This window comes from Streptomyces sp. Y1, assembly GCF_041053115.1.
Classification (GTDB): Bacteria; Actinomycetota; Actinomycetes; order Streptomycetales; family Streptomycetaceae; genus Kitasatospora; species Kitasatospora rubellomurina.
Window position 1 is genome coordinate 638,965 of sequence record NZ_CP163445.1, and the last position, 20,214, is coordinate 659,178.

Genomic DNA, 20,214 nt, shown 5'->3' on the forward strand with positions numbered 1-20,214 from the left:
CCTCGGGCAGGCCCTTGTGGCCGGCCGTCCGCGCGCCCATCGGGCGACGCTCCCTCCCGCATCAGTAGGCCCCCTGCCCCTGGAGCACCGCACGCAGCGTCTTCCAGAGGATCACCGCGTCCAGGGCGAGCGACCAGTCCTCCACGTAGCGCAGGTCCAGCCGGACCGCCTCCTCCCACGGCAGGTCGCTGCGCCCGCTGATCTGCCACAGGCCGGTCAGCCCGGGCTTGACGAGCAGCCGCCGCCGGATGTCCGGGCCGTACGCGGCGGACTCCTCCGGCAGCGGGGGCCGCGGCCCGACGAGCGACATCGAGCCGGCCAACACGTTGAACAGCTGCGGCAGTTCGTCGAGCGAGTAGCGCCGCAGCACTCCGCCCACCCTGGTCACCCGGGGGTCCCGGCGGAGCTTGAACAGCAGGCCGGCGCCCTCGTTGCGGTCCGCCAGCTCGGCGCGGGCCCGGTCGGCCCCGACGACCATGGTGCGGAACTTCAGCAGGGTGAACTCCCGGCCGTCCTTGCCGACCCGCTGCTGCCGGTAGAACGCCCCGCCCCGGCTGTCCGTCCGCACGAGCAGCCCGACGAGCAGCATCAGCGGCGCGAACAGGATCAGCAGGACCACGGCGCCCAGCCGGTCGACGACCGCCTTGACCGCCCGCGGGCCCCCGGTGAAGGTCGGCATGCTGACCCGCAGCATCGGGATCCCGAGCACCGCGTCGACGTGCAGCCGCGGGCCGGCCACCTCCATCAGCACCGGGGCGACCACCATCTCGGCCTCGCCGCCCTCCAGGTTCCAGGCCAGCCGCTGCAGCCGGTCCGGCGACCAGTGCGGGTCCGGGGTGACCGCGACGACCCGGTAGCCGTCGCGGCGGACGTGGTTGGCGACGTCCGCCAGCCGGCCGACGACCGGCACGCCGTCCAGGCGGTCACCGCCCGGCCCGAGGTCGTACGGCGTGCACACCGCCTCCACCCGCCAGCCGAGGTGCGGGAACTTGCGGGTCCGGCCGATCAGGTCGCGCACGGTGGCCGGGCTGCCGGCGGCGAGGACCGGGCGCAGGCACCGCCCCGCGTTGCGCTGCCGGTGCAGCCACAGGCGCAGCAGGTACCGCTCGGTCATGGTGACGAGCGTGACCGCCGGGATCGCGACGAAGATCCAGAGCTTGATGTTGTGCGAGCCGAGGGCGATCCCGCCGAGCGACAGGACGACGGCGGCCGTGAACAGCGAGCGCCCGAGCCGGCGGAACTCCTCGGCGCCCTGGCCCAGTACGGCCGGCGCCCAGGACCGGGTCGTCGCCAGCGCGCCCAGCACCAGCAGTTCGGTGCCGAAGGCGAGGATGCCCCACTTCTCGTGCCAGTTGGCCGCGTCCCGGACCCCGAAGAACCCGCCGATCGCCGCCACCACGAAGGCGGTGGCCACGGTGTCGCTGATGATCACCGCACGGCGGTACTGCTGCTCCCAGTCGATCTCGGGCCGGCTGTACTTCCCGTTCACCCGGCGCTTGCGCACCGGTGGGAACGGGCGGACTAATTCTCCTTCCCCCTGCTCGACTGCCCCGTCCAGGTCGTCAGTGGGTTCGACGTGCTCGCTCCACACGATTCCTCTCCCCCCGGGAGGCTCGCGCCTCCCGCACTGTTCCTCCCCTCGGGAGGCACCGACTCCCGTGCCGCGCCGTTCCCTCCTCCGGGGGACCCCCGCCCCCCGCGCACGCCAAAACAGGCCCTGGCCGTACCGCGTGAAAACTCCGCCCGGCGTCAACGGACGCGAAAGTCCTGCCGGATTCCCGAGGCGTGCGGGAAACCGCCGCCGGTCACTCCCCACACACGAATCACTCGAAACACACTGCTGGCCGTGCGCAGCGCCGAACCTGGATCATCATTCGTCGCCTCGCCTCCAGCCGTGCGGGGCGAAAATCAATGTAGAGCATCGAAGCCACCCAAAGAGGGGGATGTGTGAAACGCGTGCTCGAAATTTGAACTGGGATGGACCGAAGGGTGACGGCGGGCGGTCCCCGGGCGGCGGCGGCACGTGCGCTGACCTGCGGCGACGGAGGTTCACCGGCCCGCCGGCAGCGACCCTTCCGAGGCGTCGCGCCACGGCCGGCGGGGCCGATTTCAGGACATCCGCGACGCCGTTCGGCCGCCGGAACGGCGTCGGGCGCGACGGGCGGCAAGATCCACGGGAAACAAAGATCGTCTTCAAATGATCAAACCCCGAGCAAGATCCGAAGAATTGACGACGGCGCCCCGCCGGATGCGACGGCGGCCCGGCGCGGAGGTGTTCCGCGCCGGGCCGCCGCCCGCTCTCCGTACCCGGCCGGGCTACCAGGCGGCCCCGGCGTACGGCCGGGACCACAGCGCCACCTGGAGGGTGACGGCCTTGAACCACGCCTGGTGCATCGCCTCGACCTCCGCCTCGGCGTGCCCCTTGGCCGCGAGGAACGGCCGCACGGTCGCCGTGATCGGGTACACGAACGCGATCAGGTAGCGCAGCGGCACGTGCGGGACGGACCGGGCGCCGTCGGTGGCGTTCTTCTTCGCCGACGTGTGGCGCAGCGCGATCTCCTCCTGCTGGGCGAGCCAGCGGGCGTCGTACGGGCGGGTGCAGGTGTCGGCGATCCACTGCCCGAAGCGCAGGCGCACGGCGGCGAGGTACTCGCTGACGGGCGCGCCCTCGGGGGTCGAGAAGTAGGCGAGCAGGTGCGGGTGGGAGCCGACGAAGCCGTACCAGACGTCCAGGATCCGCTCGGTCTGGTCGGCCAGGACCTCGCCGGCGAGCTTGAGCGCGGTGACGTCCGCGTCGGAGAACAGGGTCGCCGCGGCGAGGCCGTCGAGGTCGTCGGCGGTGACCGGGGAGGCGGGCAGGTCGGGGTGGTCGTAGTGGTAGCCGGGAAGGGGCGCGGGCGTCATGGCCGTCCTCGAATCCTTGCGTGGGTGGACCTGGCGGAGGAGTCCTGATTAGGAGTCCTAACTACGCCGAAGCTACCGACCGGACCAGGGGTCGCGCAAGGGCCGGCCCGCGCCGGTGAAAAGGGAGTTGACGAACGATCAGGGCCGCTGCGCGGGCTCGTGCGCCGGCTCGTGCTCGGGGCAGTCCACGCGCAGATCGGCCGCGCCGAGCGGGGCCGCCATCAGCCCGCACCACTCCCCCGCCCGCCCGTCCGGATGCTCGTGGCGCAGGAAGCGGCAGGTCAGGCAGGTGCGGGCGACGGTGATGCGCCCGGTGCGGTGCAGCGAGGCGACGGCCTCCAGCAGCACCCGCAGCGCGGTGGCCCGGTCCTCCGGCGAGGCGGCGGACAGGCCCGCGGCGAGCGGGTCCCGCCAGCCCCGCAGCCGTTCGGCGGCCTCCCGTCCCGGCCCGGTCGGCACCCAGGCCGAGCGCCGGGTCTCCGTCACGTCCGGGACGGCCTCCAGCAGCCCCTTGCGCACCAGCGCGGCGGCGGCGTCGCTGACGGTCGGCGCGGACACCTCCAGCCAGCGCGCGAAACTGCCCGTGCTCTGCGGCCCGGCGCTCGGCGAGGTGACCCGCAGCAGCAGCTGCGCCTGGGTGACGGACAGTCCCTCACGCTTGGCCGCGTCCCGCAGCATCGCCCGCCCGGCGTCCCCGAGCCGCTCGACCGCGTCGATCAGTCGGGCGTCGAGACCGTCCGACCCGCGCTCCACCGCGCCGTCCTCCGCCACCAGGACCTCCCCCTCCGGCCGGCGGCCCAACGAACGGGACCCCGGCGGCCGCCCAGTCTAGGTCCTCCCTTTTGGATCTTGTCCGGCCGGGCCGCGCGGACGACCGAACGAAAGTCCGGGCCGAGATATCCACCCGTTTCGGGCCGGGGCCTGCTACAGTCGTTTTTGTTGCAGTAGTGGTTCCCATGAACTTTGTGTGCGCCTGCTGGTGTTCTCCGCAGGCGCATTTTTGTTTCCCGGCTTCCCGGGCGGGCGCTCATCACGGCGACTCGGAGCCCGCGCTGTGCGCGCTTCGACCAGTCCCTTGAAGGAGATTCTTAATGGCTAATGGCACCGTGAAGTGGTTCAACTCGGAAAAGGGCTTCGGCTTCATCGAGCAGGAGGGTGGCGGTCCGGACGTGTTCGCCCACTACTCGAACATCAACGCCAACGGCTTCCGTGAGCTGCTCGAGGGCCAGAAGGTCGAGTTCGACGTCACGCAGGGCCAGAAGGGCCCGCAGGCGGAGAACATTCGCCCGCTGTAGTTCTGTTCTGCTACGGCACCCCGTTCGATGACGAGGGGCCCGCACCGCGTACACGATGCCCGGTGCGGGCCCCTCGGCATTGCGCCACGGCACTTCTCCGGCCGTTCAAGCCCCCCTGACTGCGCCGCGGTTCCTTCCTCGTGACGCGCCCCTGAGGAAGGTTTCTCCGCATGAACCGATCCAGCCGTTCCCCGTTCCGGAACGACAGCCGGCGCAACGACAGCCGGCGCTCCGCCGACCGGGGCGGCCGTCACGGGTCCGCCGCCCGGGGAGACTTCGCGATTCCGGTGAGCACCACCCCGGCGCTGCCGGCCGTCGAGTCCTTCGCCGAGCTGGACATGCCGAAGGCCCTGCTGTCGGTGCTGACCCGGCAGGGCGTCACCTCGCCCTTCCCGATCCAGGCCGCGACGCTGCCGAACTCGCTGGCCGGCCGCGACGTGCTGGGCCGGGGCCGCACCGGTTCCGGCAAGACCATCGCGTTCGGCCTCGCGGTGCTGGCCCGCACCGCCGGGCGGCGGGCCGAACCCCGCCGCCCGCTGGCCCTGGTGCTGGTGCCCACCCGCGAGCTCGCGCAGCAGGTCACCGAAGCCCTCACCCCCTACGCCCGCGCGACGCGCGTGCGGATGGCGACCGTGGTCGGCGGGACGTCGATGAGCCGCCAGGCCTGGCTGCTGAACCGCGGGGCGGAGGTCGTGGTGGCCACCCCGGGCCGGCTCGAGGACCTGATCCGGCGCGGCGACTGCGAGCTGGGGGACGTGGGTGTCACCGTCCTCGACGAGGCCGACCAGATGGCCGACATGGGCTTCCTGCCGCAGGTCACCGAATTCCTCGAACAGGTCGCCGAGGGCGGCCAGACCCTGCTGTTCTCCGCGACCCTCGACCGCAACGTCGACCGCCTCGTACGGCGCTTCCTCAAGGACCCGGTCACCCACTCGGTGGACCCGTCCGCGGCCGCGGTCGGCACCATGGAGCACCACGTGCTGCACGTGCAGAGCTTCGACAAGAACGCCACGATCGCCCACATCGCCTCCCGTGACGGCGGGGTGATCCTGTTCATCGACACCAAGCACGGCGCGGACCGCCTGGTCGAGGACCTGCTCGCGAACGGGGTCAGGGCCGCGGCCCTGCACGGCGGCAAGTCCCAGCCGGAGCGCACCCACACCCTGGAGCAGTTCCGCACCGGCCAGGTGACCGCGCTGGTCGCGACCAACGTCGCCGCCCGGGGCATCCACGTCGACGGGCTCGACCTGGTCGTCAACCTGGACCCGCCGGCCGACCACAAGGACTACGTGCACCGGGGCGGCCGCACCGCCCGGGCCGGCGAGTCCGGCACCGTCGTCACGCTCGTGCTGCCCGGCCAGCGCCGCGCGATGGCCCGCATGCTGACCGCGGCCGGCATCACCCCCGTCGCCACCAAGGTCCGCTCCGGCGACGAGGAGCTCGCCCGTATCACCGGCGCCCGCGTCCCCACCGGCGTGCCCGTCGTCGTCCCTGGTCCCGTCGTCGAGCGTCCGCGCCGCGGCGCTTCGACCCGCGGCCGCCGCCACCGCCCTGCCGGCACCGGCGGCGGCACCCGCACGGCCTCCGGCCGCGACCACCAGGGCGACTCCGGCCGCCGCCGGGCACCCCGGCCCGCCGCCTCCGCCGCGTAGCAGCCCCGACCGGGACGGCCGGGCGGCCGGGTGGCCGGGCAGTCGAGCGGTCGAGCGCGGCGGCCGGCGTGCCCGTCACCGCCTCGGCCCCGCCAGGGCGTACGCCACGGTGCCGACCGCCAGCAGGGCCCACGCCGTCCCCGTGGAGGCCGCCGTGCCGGGCGGGAAGACCATCCAGCCGAGCACCTGTCCCACGGTGCCGCCCGGAGGCGGCACGAGCACGGTGAACGCGAGCCAGCCGGTCGGCAGGGCCCAGGCGAACCCGGCCCCGCACAGCCCCGCCCCGAGTGCCGCCAGGCCGACCAGGCCGGCGCTGTCCCGGACGACGACCTCCGCCGGAACAGGGCTCGGGCCCGCCGCCCGGACGGCCAGCAGCGCCCCTCCGGCGGACACGCCGATCAGCAGCACGTGCACCGCCCGGCGCGGCACCCAGCGGATCGCCGCCGTCCGCTCCAGCGCGGCGCCGGGCCCGCCGAGTCCGACGGACGCGGCCGCCACCTCCGCGGTGAGGACCAGTCCCACCATCCCCAGGTCCATCGGGCCCGCGCCGCCCCGGGTACCGGCCCACACCGCCAGTGCGACGAGCGCGACCGCGGCGGCCGAGGCGGGCACCTGCCGCGACCGGGCGTACAGCATCAGCCACCTCGCCGCCGCGTCCAACTCCGGTTCCAGACCGGCCCGGACGGTGCCGAGGAGCGCGACGACGTCGGGCACCCCGGCGGCCACGGAGGCCGCCAGTCGGCTCCGGCACGGCGCGCCTCGACGCGTGTTCCCCGCTCATGCCAGCGCCTCCCGCATCGCGATCCGGGCCCGGCGGGCGCGGGTCTTGACCGTGCCTTCGGGCAATCTGAGCAGGACGGCGGTCTCCCGGACGGACAGTCCGTCGAGCACCGTCGCCTGCAGCACCTCACGGAGTTCCGGCGCCAGTCGCCGGCCTTCCGGTGACAGCCGGGGCCGGGGTGCCACTCGCCGCCGGAAATGCGAAAAGGCCCACCCGGGAACCCGGGTGGGCCTTTTCTGAAGAATTGTTCGGCGGCGTCCTACTCTCCCACAGGGTCCCCCCTGCAGTACCATCGGCGCTGTGAGGCTTAGCTTCCGGGTTCGGAATGTAACCGGGCGTTTCCCTCACGCTATGACCACCGAAACACTATGAAACTGTCGACCCGCCGGCAAGGCGGTCGTTGTTTCAGAACAACACAGTGGACGCGAGCAACTGAGGACAAGCCCTCGGCCTATTAGTACCGGTCAACTCCACCCCTCACAGGGCTTCCATACCCGGCCTATCAACCCAGTCGTCTACTGGGAGCCTTACCCTCTCAAGGAGGTGGGAGTGCTCATCTCGAAGCAGGCTTCCCGCTTAGATGCTTTCAGCGGTTATCCCTCCCGAACGTAGCCAACCAGCCATGCCCTTGGCAGAACAACTGGCACACCAGAGGTTCGTCCGTCCCGGTCCTCTCGTACTAGGGACAGCCCTTCTCAACACTCCTACGCGCACAGCGGATAGGGACCGAACTGTCTCACGACGTTCTAAACCCAGCTCGCGTACCGCTTTAATGGGCGAACAGCCCAACCCTTGGGACCTACTCCAGCCCCAGGATGCGACGAGCCGACATCGAGGTGCCAAACCATCCCGTCGATATGGACTCTTGGGGAAGATCAGCCTGTTATCCCCGGGGTACCTTTTATCCGTTGAGCGACGGCGCTTCCACAAGCCACCGCCGGATCACTAGTCCCTACTTTCGTACCTGCTCGACCCGTCAGTCTCACAGTCAAGCTCCCTTGTGCACTTACACTCAACACCTGATTGCCAACCAGGCTGAGGGAACCTTTGGGCGCCTCCGTTACCCTTTAGGAGGCAACCGCCCCAGTTAAACTACCCACCAGACACTGTCCCTGATCCGGATCACGGACCCAGGTTAGACATCCAGCACGACCAGAGTGGTATTTCAACGACGACTCCCACCCAACTGGCGTTGGGCTTTCACAGTCTCCCACCTATCCTACACAAGCCGAACCGAACACCAATATCAAGCTATAGTAAAGGTCCCGGGGTCTTTCCGTCCTGCTGCGCGAAACGAGCATCTTTACTCGTAATGCAATTTCACCGGGCCTATGGTTGAGACAGTCGAGAAGTCGTTACGCCATTCGTGCAGGTCGGAACTTACCCGACAAGGAATTTCGCTACCTTAGGATGGTTATAGTTACCACCGCCGTTTACTGGCGCTTAAGTTCTCAGCTTCGCCTCGACGAATCAAAGCTAACCGGTCCCCTTAACGTTCCAGCACCGGGCAGGCGTCAGTCCGTATACATCGCCTTACGGCTTCGCACGGACCTGTGTTTTTAGTAAACAGTCGCTTCTCGCTGGTCTCTGCGGCCACCCCCAGCTCGGAGTGCAAGACTCGTCACCAGGAATGGCCCCCCTTCTCCCGAAGTTACGGGGGCATTTTGCCGAGTTCCTTAACCATAGTTCACCCGAACGCCTCGGTATTCTCTACCTGACCACCTGAGTCGGTTTGGGGTACGGGCCGCCATGAAACTCGCTAGAGGCTTTTCTCGACAGCATAGGATCATCCACTTCACCACAATCGGCTCGGCATCAGGTCTCAGACTATGTGTGAGCGGATTTGCCTACCTCACGTCCTACACCCTTACCCCGGGACAACCACCGCCCGGGCTGGACTACCTTCCTGCGTCACCCCATCGCTCACCTACTACCCCGTTGGGTCACCGGCTCCACCACTTCCCTTTGCCCGAAGGCTCCGGGACGGCTTCACGGGCTTAGCATCAGAAGGTTCAGCGTTGGCGCTTCAAAGCGGGTACGGGAATATCAACCCGTTGTCCATCGACTACGCCTGTCGGCCTCGCCTTAGGTCCCGACTTACCCTGGGCAGATCAGCTTGACCCAGGAACCCTTGGTCAATCGGCGCAAGAGTTTCCCACTCTTGTATCGCTACTCATGCCTGCATTCTCACTCGTATACCGTCCACGACTGGTTTCCACCGCCGCTTCACCCGGCACACGACGCTCCCCTACCCATCACAACAGGCGTTGGCCCTATAGTTGCAATGACACGACTTCGGTGATGTGCTTGAGCCCCGCTACATTGTCGGCGCGGAATCACTTGACCAGTGAGCTATTACGCACTCTTTCAAGGGTGGCTGCTTCTAAGCCAACCTCCTGGTTGTCTCTGCGACTCCACATCCTTTCCCACTTAGCACACGCTTAGGGACCTTAGTCGGTGTTCTGGGCTGTTTCCCTCTCGACCATGGAGCTTATCCCCCACAGTCTCACTGCCACGCTCTCACTTACCGGCATTCGGAGTTTGGCTAAGGTCAGTAACCCGGTGAGGCCCATCGCCTATCCAGTGCTCTACCTCCGGCAAGAAACACGTGACGCTGCACCTAAATGCATTTCGGGGAGAACCAGCTATCACGGAGTTTGATTGGCCTTTCACCCCTAACCACAGGTCATCCCCCAGGTTTTCAACCCTGGTGGGTTCGGTCCTCCACACGGTCTTACCCGCGCTTCAACCTGCCCATGGCTAGATCACTCCGCTTCGGGTCTTGGGCATGCAACTCAGTCGCCCTATTCGGACTCGCTTTCGCTACGGCTACCCCACACGGGTTAACCTCGCTACACACCGCAAACTCGCAGGCTCATTCTTCAAAAGGCACGCAGTCACGGCCCACCAGCAAGCTGATGACGACGCTCCCACGGCTTGTAGGCACACGGTTTCAGGTACTATTTCACTCCGCTCCCGCGGTACTTTTCACCATTCCCTCACGGTACTATCCGCTATCGGTCACTAGGGAATATTTAGGCTTAGCGGGTGGTCCCGCCAGATTCACACGGGATTTCTCGGGCCCCGTGCTACTTGGGAGATGAGCAAGCAAGCCGTACAGATTTCGTCTACGGGGGTCTTACCCTCTACGCCGGACCTTTCGCATGTCCTTCGACTACCCATACGGTTTCTGACTCGCCGACCGGCCGGCAGACCGATCAAGCTCATTCCCACGACCCCGTATTGGCAACCCCTGCCGGGTCTCACACCAAAACGGTTTAGCCTCATCCAGTTTCGCTCGCCACTACTCCCGGAATCACGGTTGTTTTCTCTTCCTGCGGGTACTGAGATGTTTCACTTCCCCGCGTTCCCTCCACACTGCCTATGTGTTCAGCAGCGGGTGACAGCCCATGACGACTGCCGGGTTTCCCCATTCGGACACCCCCGGATCAAAGCTCGGTTGACAGCTCCCCGGGGCCTATCGCGGCCTCCCACGTCCTTCATCGGTTCCTAGTGCCAAGGCATCCACCGTGCGCCCTTAAAAACTTGGCCACAGATGCTCGCGTCCACTGTGCAGTTCTCAAACAACGACCAGTCACCCACCTCAACAAGCATGGGACCGGCAACCACTGAGACAACGTTTCCGTTCCCTCAGGACCCAACAACGTGCCCGACACAGTCAATCCCCGACCACGTTCCACGCCCGAAGGCAGTACTAACGATCCGATCTCTTCCTGTGCCGAATAGTCAACGTTCCACCCATGAGCGAGCACTCCGGGACATTCGCCCGAAGCTGCTATGTGCTCCTTAGAAAGGAGGTGATCCAGCCGCACCTTCCGGTACGGCTACCTTGTTACGACTTCGTCCCAATCGCTGGTCCCACCTTCGACGGCTCCTCCCCTTACGGGTTAGGCCACCGGCTTCGGGTGTTACCGACTTTCGTGACGTGACGGGCGGTGTGTACAAGGCCCGGGAACGTATTCACCGCAGCATGCTGATCTGCGATTACTAGCAACTCCAACTTCATGGGGTCGAGTTGCAGACCCCAATCCGAACTGAGGCCGGCTTTTTGGGATTCGCTCCGCCTCACGGCATCGCAGCCCTTTGTACCGACCATTGTAGCACGTGTGCAGCCCAAGACATAAGGGGCATGATGATTTGACGTCGTCCCCACCTTCCTCCGAGTTGACCCCGGCAGTCTCCTGTGAGTCCCCATCACCCCGAAAGGCATGCTGGCAACACAGAACAAGGGTTGCGCTCGTTGCGGGACTTAACCCAACATCTCACGACACGAGCTGACGACAACCATGCACCACCTGTATACCGACCACAAGGGGGCACCTGTCTCCAGGTGTTTCCGGCATATGTCAAGCCTTGGTAAGGTTCTTCGCGTTGCGTCGAATTAAGCCACATGCTCCGCTGCTTGTGCGGGCCCCCGTCAATTCCTTTGAGTTTTAGCCTTGCGGCCGTACTCCCCAGGCGGGGAACTTAATGCGTTAGCTGCGGCACCGACGACGTGGAATGTCGCCAACACCTAGTTCCCAACGTTTACGGCGTGGACTACCAGGGTATCTAATCCTGTTCGCTCCCCACGCTTTCGCTCCTCAGCGTCAGTAATGGCCCAGAGATCCGCCTTCGCCACCGGTGTTCCTCCTGATATCTGCGCATTTCACCGCTACACCAGGAATTCCGATCTCCCCTACCACACTCCAGCCTGCCCGTATCGAATGCAGACCCGGGGTTAAGCCCCGGGCTTTCACATCCGACGCGACAGGCCGCCTACGAGCTCTTTACGCCCAATAATTCCGGACAACGCTCGCACCCTACGTATTACCGCGGCTGCTGGCACGTAGTTAGCCGGTGCTTCTTCTGCAGGTACCGTCACTTGCGCTTCTTCCCTGCTGAAAGAGGTTTACAACCCGAAGGCCGTCATCCCTCACGCGGCGTCGCTGCATCAGGCTTTCGCCCATTGTGCAATATTCCCCACTGCTGCCTCCCGTAGGAGTCTGGGCCGTGTCTCAGTCCCAGTGTGGCCGGTCGCCCTCTCAGGCCGGCTACCCGTCGTCGCCTTGGTGGGCCGTTACCCCACCAACAAGCTGATAGGCCGCGGGCTCATCCTGCACCGCCGGAGCTTTACACCCAGGAGCATGCACTCCCAGGTCATATCCGGTATTAGACCCCGTTTCCAGGGCTTGTCCCAGAGTGCAGGGCAGATTGCCCACGTGTTACTCACCCGTTCGCCACTGATCCACCCCGAAGGGCTTCACCGTTCGACTTGCATGTGTTAAGCACGCCGCCAGCGTTCGTCCTGAGCCAGGATCAAACTCTCCGTGAATGCTTTCCACGAAAGAGCGGCACGGCAACCACCGGAATAGGGCGGCCCCGCGCACTGCGTCCTCGCTAGTGTTTATTTCAAAAGGAATCTCCAACCCCGATCAGACGATCGAGGCCGGGGATGTCAACATATCTGGCGTTGACTTTTGGCACGCTGTTGAGTTCTCAAGGAACGGACGCTTCCTTCGAGCCGCCTTCCAGCGGGCCCTCCGGGCGCTTCGTTCTTTCGTGTTTCCAGCTTATCAGATGTTTTCGGCTCCGTTTTCCGGGGCTTCGTCATCCAACTCGCCGGTGTCTTCCGGGGCTTGACGCCCCGTCCGACGTTTCAAACTCTAGCCGATCCCCGCTCCGAAAAGCGAATCCAGCAGAGTCCGACCGCAACCCGATAAAACGCGCACGCCGAATACGCACCCTGCCGTGCTGCGAAAACGCAAAAACGGCCCAGTGCGAACCGGGAAGTGGTGTTTCGAAGGATTGGCCGCCCCGGGACCGTCCGCGCCGATGCGTGTCCGGTGCTCCCTGCCGAGCGACTGGGAGACAGTACCCCCGCCCGGCGCCCGACACAAGTTGCCGGGTCAGTCAGGCCTCGGCGGCCAGTCGGCGGCCCTGTTCGAGGAACTGCGGCCCGGCGAGGACCAGCTCGGCCACCGCGTGCAGGGAGCGGCGGGTGCGTACCAACGTCTCGCTGTCCATGGAGGCATCGTCTCCCCGGGGGCGGGCCCGCGCACGGCTTCCCCCACGAAGGGGCGGTGGCCGGCCGACGAGTCGGCCGGCCACCGCCCGTCGCTCACGCCAGCGGGCGGCAGAGCAAGGCGTCCGGGACGCCGTAGTGCAGCCAGCGCCAGGTGTAGGCGACGCCGGCGACGTACTCGTCGTCCCCGCACTGGCCCTTGTAGTGGCCCGGCGCCCAGTCGCTCGCCGCCGATCCGCCGGCGGCGGGCCGGTTGTCGCCGTGGTCGAACCAGACGTCGCGGCCGGCAGTGGGCAGCCGGGTGGCCGCGGGGGCGCAGAGCAGGGCCGACATGGCGTCGCTGTGCACCGCGTACCCGACGGCGAAGGTGTTGTCGGGGCACTGGAGCTTGTTGTAGCCGGACGCCCAGTCTCCGCCGGTGACGTACCGCTCGTCGGTCACGGTCACCCAGTCGCCGGCGCCCGCCGCGGGCTCGCCGGCGTCGGTGCACAGGCCGCGGCTGTCGCCGCGGCCGAGGCCGGTGAGGCGCTGGCCGTCCGGGCAGTCGCCCTTGCGGTTGCCACCGCTCCAGTCCGGCAGGGCGAGCATCCGGCGGGAGACGTTCTGGTCGCCGTGGTCGAGGTCGAGCATGTTCCAGTGGTTGACCGGGGCGACCGGGCCGGTCAGCGAGGGGGCGTCGACGAGCTTGTTCCAGTCGGTGGCGCGCCAGTCCCCGGGGTCGTTCAGGCCGAGCCGCTTGCCGGTGGGGTCGTAGGAGAGCAGCGCCCAGGTGTCCAGCGGCCTGCCGTTGGCGTCGGCCCAGCCGACCAGGGGCCAGATGGCGAAGTCGGTGTCGTTCTTGGCCAGGAGGTCGGTGAAGGTGTGCAGCCAGGACTGTTCCTTGGCGTCGGTGGAGCCGCGGCCGCCCGCGCCGAACTCGCTGATCCACACCGGGGCGGTGAAGTGCTGGCCGGCCCGGGTGACGAACAGGGCCTCGTCGTCGACGACCTGGGCCAGCTGCTCCGGGGTGAAGTCCTCGTAGCGGGGGTCGCTCGTCGCGCCCGGCCCGCTGCCCGCGCCGGTGTTGGCCGGGCCGGTGTAGGCGTAGAAGTGGGCGGAGTAGACCAGCTTGCCGGAGTCGATCAGGGTGTGGGAGAGGGTGCGGACCGGGGTGAGCATCGGGCGGCCGTGGCTGAACACGGCGGCGGGGATGCCGTACCAGTTGATGCCCTCCATGATGACGAGCATGTCCGGGTCCGCCCCCAGGATCCGGTTTCCGGCCTCCTCGAAGGCGGCGTACTCGTCGTGGGCGTCGCCGAGGCCCCAGTTGGGGTCGTCCCAGGTGTCGCGGCGGACCTCGTTGCGCAGGTCGGCGCCGACCACCCGCTTGTTCGCCCGGTAGCGGTCGACCATGAACACCCAGTCGTCCTCCCACTGCTGGGTGCTCTGGCCGCTGTTCCAGCGCTCGTTGCCGTCCAGGCCGCAGCAGAAGCGGTAGCCGGTGGTGTGGTTGTTGAGGATGACCGCGAAGCCGTCCGCGCTGAGGGCTTCCACGACCGCGTCGTACACCTGCAGTGGAGTGCGGCCGCGCAGTTGGGGGTTGGCGGTGACGGCGGAGTCCGGCACGGGGGTGGTGTCGTGGATCATCGCGTCGGCGAACGGCAGCCGGATGCTGTTGAGGCCCAGTCCGTGGAAGTCGGCCAGGAGTTGGGCCATCGGCACCCGGTCCAGGCCGAGCGGGATGTTGTGCGAGACCTGTCCCGCCTGGTTGTTCGCGGGGTCGTCGGTGTCCCCGCTTCCCTGCCAGGTGCCCTGGGCGCCGGCCCAGTTGGCCGCCTTGAGCTTGAAGCGCTCGCCGTTCGCGTCGACGACGTACCGGCCCCGGGTGCTCAGCGGCCCGGTCCAGGACGGCGTCGTACGGGCGGCGGCCGGGGCCGACCGGTGTACGGCGGCGGTGTCGGCCGGTACGGCGGCACCGGGCGGCGCGGTGGTCAGGGCGAGCGCGGGCAGGCACACCGCCAGGGCGAGGGCGCGTAATCCACGTCCGTATCCAAGTCCGTTCATGGCAGTCCCAGGTGTGGTGAGGGTGTCGGGCCGCCGGTGGCGGCCGGGCGCTTGAATGCGCTCAGCCAAGATAGGACGGGCCGCGTGCGCCCGGACACCCGCACCCCGGATTCGCCACGGTCGGGGGCAGCACGGCGGGCGGACCCGGCGCCGAGCGGATCGTCGGCGCCGGGTCCGCCCAGCCGGGTTGTCAGAAGGCGGAGTTGGCGAACCAGTGCGCCAGCAGCTCCTCGTCCCCGGCCAGTTCGACGCCGTCGGCGGCGCGGTCGAGGCGCCCGTACAGGAGGAGCAGCAGGTCGGCGGCGGTGGCCCGGACGGTGGCGTCGGCGGTCGCGTCCGCGCCGTCCGGGACGAGGCCGAAGCTGTCGGGGTGCAGGTGCACCAACCAGTCGCCGTCGCCGTCGGTGCGGGTGAAGCGGATGGTGCGGTCGCCGCCGCGCAGTTCGGCCGTGTTGGGGGCGAAGAGGGTGGCGAAGGGCAGGTTGGCGAGGAACTCGTCCACGCCGTCGGCCGCCAGGGCCGGGTCGATGTCGGGCTCCAGGCCGAGCGCGGACTCGGCGTCGACGCGGTGGACGAGGGTCTCGAACAGCATCCGGCGCACCCAGAACCGGGCGTGCTGGTCGGCGCCCCAGGCCCACATCGGCGCGTCGAGGTCGCCGTGCGCGAACGTCGCGGCGGCCTCCTCGGCGGCCTCGGCCAGCCAGGCCGGGTACTGCTCCGGGGCCTGGGGCAGCCGCAGGTCGACGTCCCGGCTGCGCGGCGGCTCCTGGATGCGTTGCTGGAGCAGGACGGTGAACCAGCGCTGGGCGCTGCCGGTGTGGCGGACGAGGTCGGCGAGGTTCCAGTCCGGGCAGCCGGGCACCGGCAGGGTCGGGTCCGCGTGCTGCACGGCGGCGACGAAGCGGGCGGTCTCGGCGGCGACGGCGGCGCCGTGGTCGAGCGGGGTCATGGACGTGGTCTCCGGGGCGGGTCGCGGCGGTTCGGAATGGCGATGGTGATGGTGATGGTGCTGGTGATGGCTTGCGCGCTCAATGTTTCATCGCGTGAAGCAAGTGTCGGTGACGCTAGGCCTGAAAGGTTGAGCTTGTCAAGCATCTCTCCCCGCGCACCCGCCTCCCACCCGGGCCGGCCCGGTCGAATCCGGGGATCGGTGGATGGTCCCGGCCTCCGCCGTTGATCATGGAGTCGACAGGTGTGGGTACGCCGAAGGGGAACGGCATGGCGGGGGTCGTCGGCACGGATGTGGCCGGGGCGTTGGCGGGTGGCGGGGTGGCGGCGCAGGAGCGGATCCTGGCGGAACGGTCGGCGGAGGTGGCCGACGAGATGGCCAACGGGTTCACCCGTCGGCATCCCGAGTTCGCGGCGAAGTCGGGGTTCGCGCGCTGGCAGCTCGCGGCGGTGGCGGTGGCCGTCGCCGGTGTCGTGGCGGGGGTGGTGGTCGCGCCGCTGGTCGTCCTGGCGCTGCTGACCGCCGTGGCCACGGCCTACAGCCTGCTGCACGCGGTGGTCGCGCTGGCCGGGCTGCGGCGCGGGCGGCGCACGGGGACCGAGCCGGAGGCGGAGGCGGGCGCGGCGCCGGACGATCCGCCGGTACCGGACGCGCGACTCCCGTTCTACACCGTGCTGGTGCCCGCCTACCGGGAGGCCGAGGTGATCGGCGGGCTGGTGCGCCACCTCGCCGGGCTGGACTACCCGCCGGACCGGTTGGAGGTGCTGGTCCTGGTGGAGCGGCACGACCCGGACACCCTGCGCGCGGTGCTGGCGGCGGACCCGCCGGATTTCCTGCGGGTCGTCCGGCTCCCGCCCGGTCCGCCGCAGACCAAACCCCGCTCGGTGAACCTCGGGCTGATGCTGGCGCGCGGCGACCTGCTGGTGATCTTCGACGCCGAGGACCGGCCCGACCCGGCCCAACTGCGGCGCGTCGCGGCCAGGTTCGCCGCCGGCGACGAGCAACTGGCCTGCGTCCAGGCGCGGTTGCTGTTCCACAACGCCGCCGTGAACCGACTGACCACGCAGTTCGCGATGGAGTACGCGCTGCGCTTCGGGCTCTCCCTGCCCGGGATGGTGCGGCTGCGGCTGCCGATCCCGCTCGGCGGCACCAGCAACCACTTCCGCACCGCCACCCTGCGCGCGCTCGGCGGCTGGGACGCCTGGAACGTCACCGAGGACGCCGACCTCGGGATGCGCTGCGCCGCGCTGGGCTACCGCACCGAGACCGTCGAGTCGGTCACCTGGGAGGAGGCGGTCGACACCCTCGGCCCGTTCATCCGCCAGCGCACCCGCTGGTTCAAGAGGTTCCTGCTGACGACGGTGGTGCACACCCGCCACCCGCTGCGGACGCTGCGCCGGTTCCGCGCCTCCGGCACGCTCGTCCTGCTGGGCGTCGTCGCGGGCGCCCCGCTGACGGCCCTGCTCCAGCCGGTGACGACCGCCCTCACCGTGCTCGCCGTCGGCGGCCGGCTGTGGTCGCCCACCGGTTCCGGACTGGTGGTGCCGGTGCTGGTGGCGCAGGCCGGGTCGATCGCGGCGCAGGTCGCCATCATCTTCGCCGCGGCCGGACGGGCCGGGCTGGCCGCGCCGTGGCGGGCGGTGTTCGCCCCGTTGTACTCGGTGCTGTGGTGGGTCGCGGCCTGGCGGGCGGTCTTCCAGCTGGCGTTCTCGCCGTTCAGCTGGGAGAAGACCCCGCACGGCGCCGCCGGGGGTGTTCGTGAACCGGACGCCGCCCCGGCCGGCGCCCGGGGGCGCGTCGGTACCGGCTGACACGCGCCGCCGGGCTCGCACCAGGGACGAACTCCACTGCCGCCTGGGCGACTTCGGGGCGGGCGGCGGACGACCGGTCAGCGCGCCGCGGCGGTCCGGATCCAGTCGCTGTAGGCGCCGGTGCCGAGGAAGGCCGCGGCCTCGCCGCCACCACGGGAGCGGTCGGTGCCGGAGGGGTGGTTCGGCGCTCCGGCGAGGCCGACGAGGGTCCCGCCGACCATCAGCGGGTTGCCGTCGTCGCCCCGGCGCAGGTGCGCGCCGTCCGGGACGGCGCACAGCAGCCACCGGTCGACGGCCCGGCCGGCACCGCCGCAGGCGCCGCGCACCGCCACGGTCACCCGGGCCGCGCGCAGCGTCGGGGAGCGGACGGCGGAGGGGCCGGCCGCGCCCCAGCCGGAGACCGTGCCCACCGTGCCGGGCGAGGGGTCGGTGCCCTGGCCGGGCAGGCCGACCGCCTTCAGGCCGGGGCCGAGGTCGAGCGGGGCGGCGAGGGTGAGGACGGCCAGGTCGGCGCGGCCGGTCGTCTGGTCGTAGTCGGGGTGCAGGGCCACCTTCGCGACGGCCCGCGCCCCGGGCCTCGACGGGGCCGGGCCCGGCTTCGTCCGGGCCTCGGCGGCGGCGGGCCGGACGGCCAGTTGGGAGTGCGCCATCACGTCGGCGCAGTGCGCGGGCACCAGCACGGTGGTCGCGCCGAGGACGCCGCCGGCGCAGATGTGCGTGCCGCGGTACTCCAGCGACACCTGGTACGGGTACCGGGCCGGATCGGCGTCCCAGCCGCCCTCGATCGCCGCGGCCGGGGTCGGCGCCAGCGCGAGCGCCCACGCCGCCGTCGTCGCCAGACCGCACCGCCCGAGGACGCCGCGCCCGGCGGCGCCCCGGCCAGCCTGCCCACCGAACATCCGATCATCCTCCTGGTCATCACCGCATCGGCACCGCTGCACCACGAGTGCCCATCACTGCCCGCTCGGCGGCACGGCCATGTCCGACCACCGCCCGCGTCCCCGCAACGGCCCCAAAAGGACGTGGACGATCCGACCGGCCGGAACCGGCTCGGCCCCCGGCCGCCCGTCAACTGCGCGCGGGGGCCGCGACGTTGGCGGCCGCGGCCGGAACGGGCCGGCTCGGGCCGCGCACCGGCGCGGGAACCTGCGAGCGAGTCGGCCGGCGAGTCGGCGAGCGAACCCGCAGTGCCATTCGGGTCATCCCGGCGCGGCGCCGGGCCGTCGGAGCCTGCCGCCGGATACCGTCCCGCTGGCTCCTTCGGACAGCAACGCCGCAGGTCAGCAGTGCCGCAGATCAGTAGTGCCAGATGTCGGCAGTGCCGCGCGTCAGCACTGTCGTAGCTCAGCAGTGCCGCAGGCCGGCTTCGCCGTCCGGAGCAACCGTCCACAGTCCTCGGCGTGCACACCCCCGCCGACCGGTCCCGAGTGTCAGGAAATCCAGCCTTGATCTCTCTTCGTCGCCTCGCGTCGCTGACCGTTCCCACCCTCGCCGCCTCGGCGCTCACCGTGGGCGTGTTCGCCGCCCCGGCCGCACACGCGTCGTCGCCCGGCGTCCGGCACTCCTGCTCGCACACGTGTCACCACGGCATCGGGCACGTCGCCAACGCCGCCACCACCGTCGGCGACCCGGTCACGGTGGACGTCTTCCGCGCGGACGGCTTCGCCGGCGGCACCATCCTCGACGTGGAGGCCCCCAAGCACGGCAGCGTCACGGTCAACCCGGACTCGACCCTCACCTACACCCCGGCCGCCGGCTTCGTCGGCAAGGACTGCTTCACCTACTGGGCCCGCACGGTGGACGGCGTGTGGTTCGAGCAGCGCGTCAAGGTCCGGGTCTTCGCCGACACCAGCGGCGCGGACTTCACCAACTCGACGATCACCAACCCCGACACCCCCGACATCGTCCCGCTGGTGGGCGGCGCCCCCGGCACCGTGCTGGTCGCCGTGGACAACCCGATGCACGGCACCGTCCACATGAACGGCGACAACACCGTCACCTACACCCCGGCCCCGGGCTTCGTCGGCTTCGACGACTTCCTGATCACCGGGCAGGCGCCGGACGGCACGGTCATCGTCGAGAACGTGGCCGTCCAGGTCGGCTGCCCCTGACCTCGCCCCACCGCCCGTCCCACCGCCCGCCCCAACGGCCGGCCCGGCGTCCGCACCCGCGGAGGCCGGGCCGGCCGCACTCCGTCGCCGCGCAGCCGTCCTGGACCCGCGGGCCCCCGGCGGACGGCGGACCTCACGCGGCATCGGCGGCGGCGACCCGGAAGACCGGGTACCCGGGGGCGATGCGGATCAGTTCCTCGGCCGGGGCGTCGGGGCCGACGCCGTCGAAGAACGTCGCGACCTGCCAGTTCCAGCGGCGCAGGTAGGCGCGCAGCACCTCGGGCTTGTCGGCGTCGGGGAGCTCGGTGGCGCGGAAGACCTCGACCCGGCGGCCGACCCGCAGTTCGCCGGTGCCGACGGCGCGCAGGTTGCGCACCCACTGGGTGTGGCCGCGCGGGGCGACCAGGTAGCGCTCGCCCTCGTGGGTGAGCAGGTTGACGGGGGTGGTGCGCCACTGGCCGCTCTTGCGGCCGCGGACGGCGAGGATGCGGGAGCCGAAGAGGCTGATCCCGACCTTGGTGAGGCCGCCGACCAGGCCGTTGGACAGCTTCCCGGCGGTGGCGGCGAACTTGGTCTCGGGGACGATCTGACGGGCGGCGGGGCGGGGCGACTGCTCGGGCTGCGACATCGGGACTCCTCGGCT

General features: G+C 69.6%; 11 protein-coding genes, 3 rRNA genes and 2 pseudogenes. 4 read left to right on the plus strand and 12 right to left on the minus strand.

The annotated features are described in order from the left end of the window. Window positions 1-61: 61 nt before the first annotated feature. The 3 genes from AB2U05_RS02530 to AB2U05_RS02540 all read right to left on the minus strand — a co-directional run bounded on the left by AB2U05_RS02530 (window position 62) and on the right by AB2U05_RS02540 (window position 3,675). A complete protein-coding gene (locus AB2U05_RS02530) occupies window positions 62-1,504 on the minus strand; it encodes a sugar transferase (protein WP_369182281.1) in 1,443 nt (480 codons plus the stop codon). Window positions 1,505-2,316: 812 nt separating this feature from the next. Then, window positions 2,317-2,904 carry a protoglobin domain-containing protein gene (locus AB2U05_RS02535; RefSeq protein WP_045711675.1) on the minus strand — a complete coding sequence of 196 codons (588 nt, stop codon included), beginning with the start codon at window positions 2,902-2,904 and terminating at the stop codon, window positions 2,317-2,319. A 138-nt stretch (window positions 2,905-3,042) separates the two neighbouring features. Beyond that, window positions 3,043-3,675 carry a MarR family winged helix-turn-helix transcriptional regulator gene (locus AB2U05_RS02540; protein WP_369182282.1) on the minus strand — a complete coding sequence of 211 codons (633 nt, stop codon included), beginning with the start codon at window positions 3,673-3,675 and terminating at the stop codon, window positions 3,043-3,045. 320 nt (window positions 3,676-3,995) lie between these two features. Between AB2U05_RS02540 and AB2U05_RS02545 the strand changes: the two genes are divergently transcribed. Both AB2U05_RS02545 and AB2U05_RS02550 read left to right on the plus strand, forming a co-directional pair. After that, window positions 3,996-4,199, plus strand: coding sequence for a cold-shock protein (locus AB2U05_RS02545; RefSeq protein ID WP_045694210.1), 204 nt, complete (start codon window positions 3,996-3,998; stop codon window positions 4,197-4,199). 170 nt (window positions 4,200-4,369) lie between these two features. Next, a pseudogene (locus AB2U05_RS02550) lies at window positions 4,370-5,755 on the plus strand (DEAD/DEAH box helicase); the annotation flags it as partial. A gap of 171 nt (window positions 5,756-5,926) precedes the next feature. On the opposite strand, the gene AB2U05_RS02555 reads toward AB2U05_RS02550, so the two are convergent. From AB2U05_RS02555 to AB2U05_RS02585, 7 genes and pseudogenes are all read right to left on the minus strand, one after another. Then, window positions 5,927-6,487 carry a hypothetical protein gene (locus tag AB2U05_RS02555; RefSeq protein ID WP_369185880.1) on the minus strand — a complete coding sequence of 187 codons (561 nt, stop codon included), beginning with the start codon at window positions 6,485-6,487 and terminating at the stop codon, window positions 5,927-5,929. A 141-nt stretch (window positions 6,488-6,628) separates the two neighbouring features. Continuing rightward, window positions 6,629-6,784, minus strand: a pseudogene (locus AB2U05_RS02560) (sigma factor-like helix-turn-helix DNA-binding protein); the annotation flags it as partial. A gap of 94 nt (window positions 6,785-6,878) precedes the next feature. Then, a 5S ribosomal RNA gene (gene rrf / locus AB2U05_RS02565) occupies window positions 6,879-6,995 on the minus strand. 71 nt (window positions 6,996-7,066) lie between these two features. Beyond that, window positions 7,067-10,184, minus strand: a 23S ribosomal RNA gene (locus AB2U05_RS02570). Window positions 10,185-10,443: 259 nt separating this feature from the next. Beyond that, window positions 10,444-11,967 (minus strand): 16S ribosomal RNA (locus tag AB2U05_RS02575). Together the 16S, 23S and 5S rRNA genes form the textbook arrangement of a ribosomal RNA operon. 786 nt (window positions 11,968-12,753) lie before the next feature. After that, the gene (locus AB2U05_RS02580) at window positions 12,754-14,700 is read right to left on the minus strand and encodes a glycoside hydrolase family 5 protein (RefSeq protein ID WP_369182283.1); all 1,947 of its coding nucleotides are present in this window, start codon (window positions 14,698-14,700) and stop codon (window positions 12,754-12,756) included. 190 nt (window positions 14,701-14,890) lie between these two features. Further along, entirely contained in the window at window positions 14,891-15,649 is a 759-nt protein-coding gene (locus tag AB2U05_RS02585; protein WP_369182284.1) for a maleylpyruvate isomerase family mycothiol-dependent enzyme, read from the minus strand. Between the two features lie 269 nt (window positions 15,650-15,918). Here AB2U05_RS02585 and AB2U05_RS02590 point away from each other — a divergent pair, with 269 nt between their 5' ends. Further along, entirely contained in the window at window positions 15,919-17,460 is a 1,542-nt protein-coding gene (locus AB2U05_RS02590; protein WP_369182285.1) for a glycosyltransferase, read from the plus strand. Window positions 17,461-17,537: 77 nt separating this feature from the next. On the opposite strand, the gene AB2U05_RS02595 is transcribed toward AB2U05_RS02590, so the two are convergent. Next, window positions 17,538-18,359: a trypsin-like serine protease gene (locus AB2U05_RS02595; RefSeq protein WP_369182286.1), complete on the minus strand. Its 822-nt coding sequence runs from the start codon at window positions 18,357-18,359 to the stop codon at window positions 17,538-17,540. A 546-nt stretch (window positions 18,360-18,905) separates the two neighbouring features. Here AB2U05_RS02595 and AB2U05_RS02600 point away from each other — a divergent pair. After that, window positions 18,906-19,571 (plus strand): Ig-like domain-containing protein, encoded by a 666-nt coding sequence (locus AB2U05_RS02600; RefSeq protein ID WP_045700438.1) that lies wholly within the window; start codon window positions 18,906-18,908, stop codon window positions 19,569-19,571. A 133-nt stretch (window positions 19,572-19,704) separates the two neighbouring features. Here AB2U05_RS02600 and AB2U05_RS02605 read toward each other — a convergent pair whose 3' ends face one another. Further along, complete coding sequence (locus tag AB2U05_RS02605) at window positions 19,705-20,199, minus strand: nitroreductase family deazaflavin-dependent oxidoreductase (protein WP_369182287.1); 495 nt, start codon at window positions 20,197-20,199, stop codon at window positions 19,705-19,707. Window positions 20,200-20,214 lie beyond the last annotated feature (15 nt).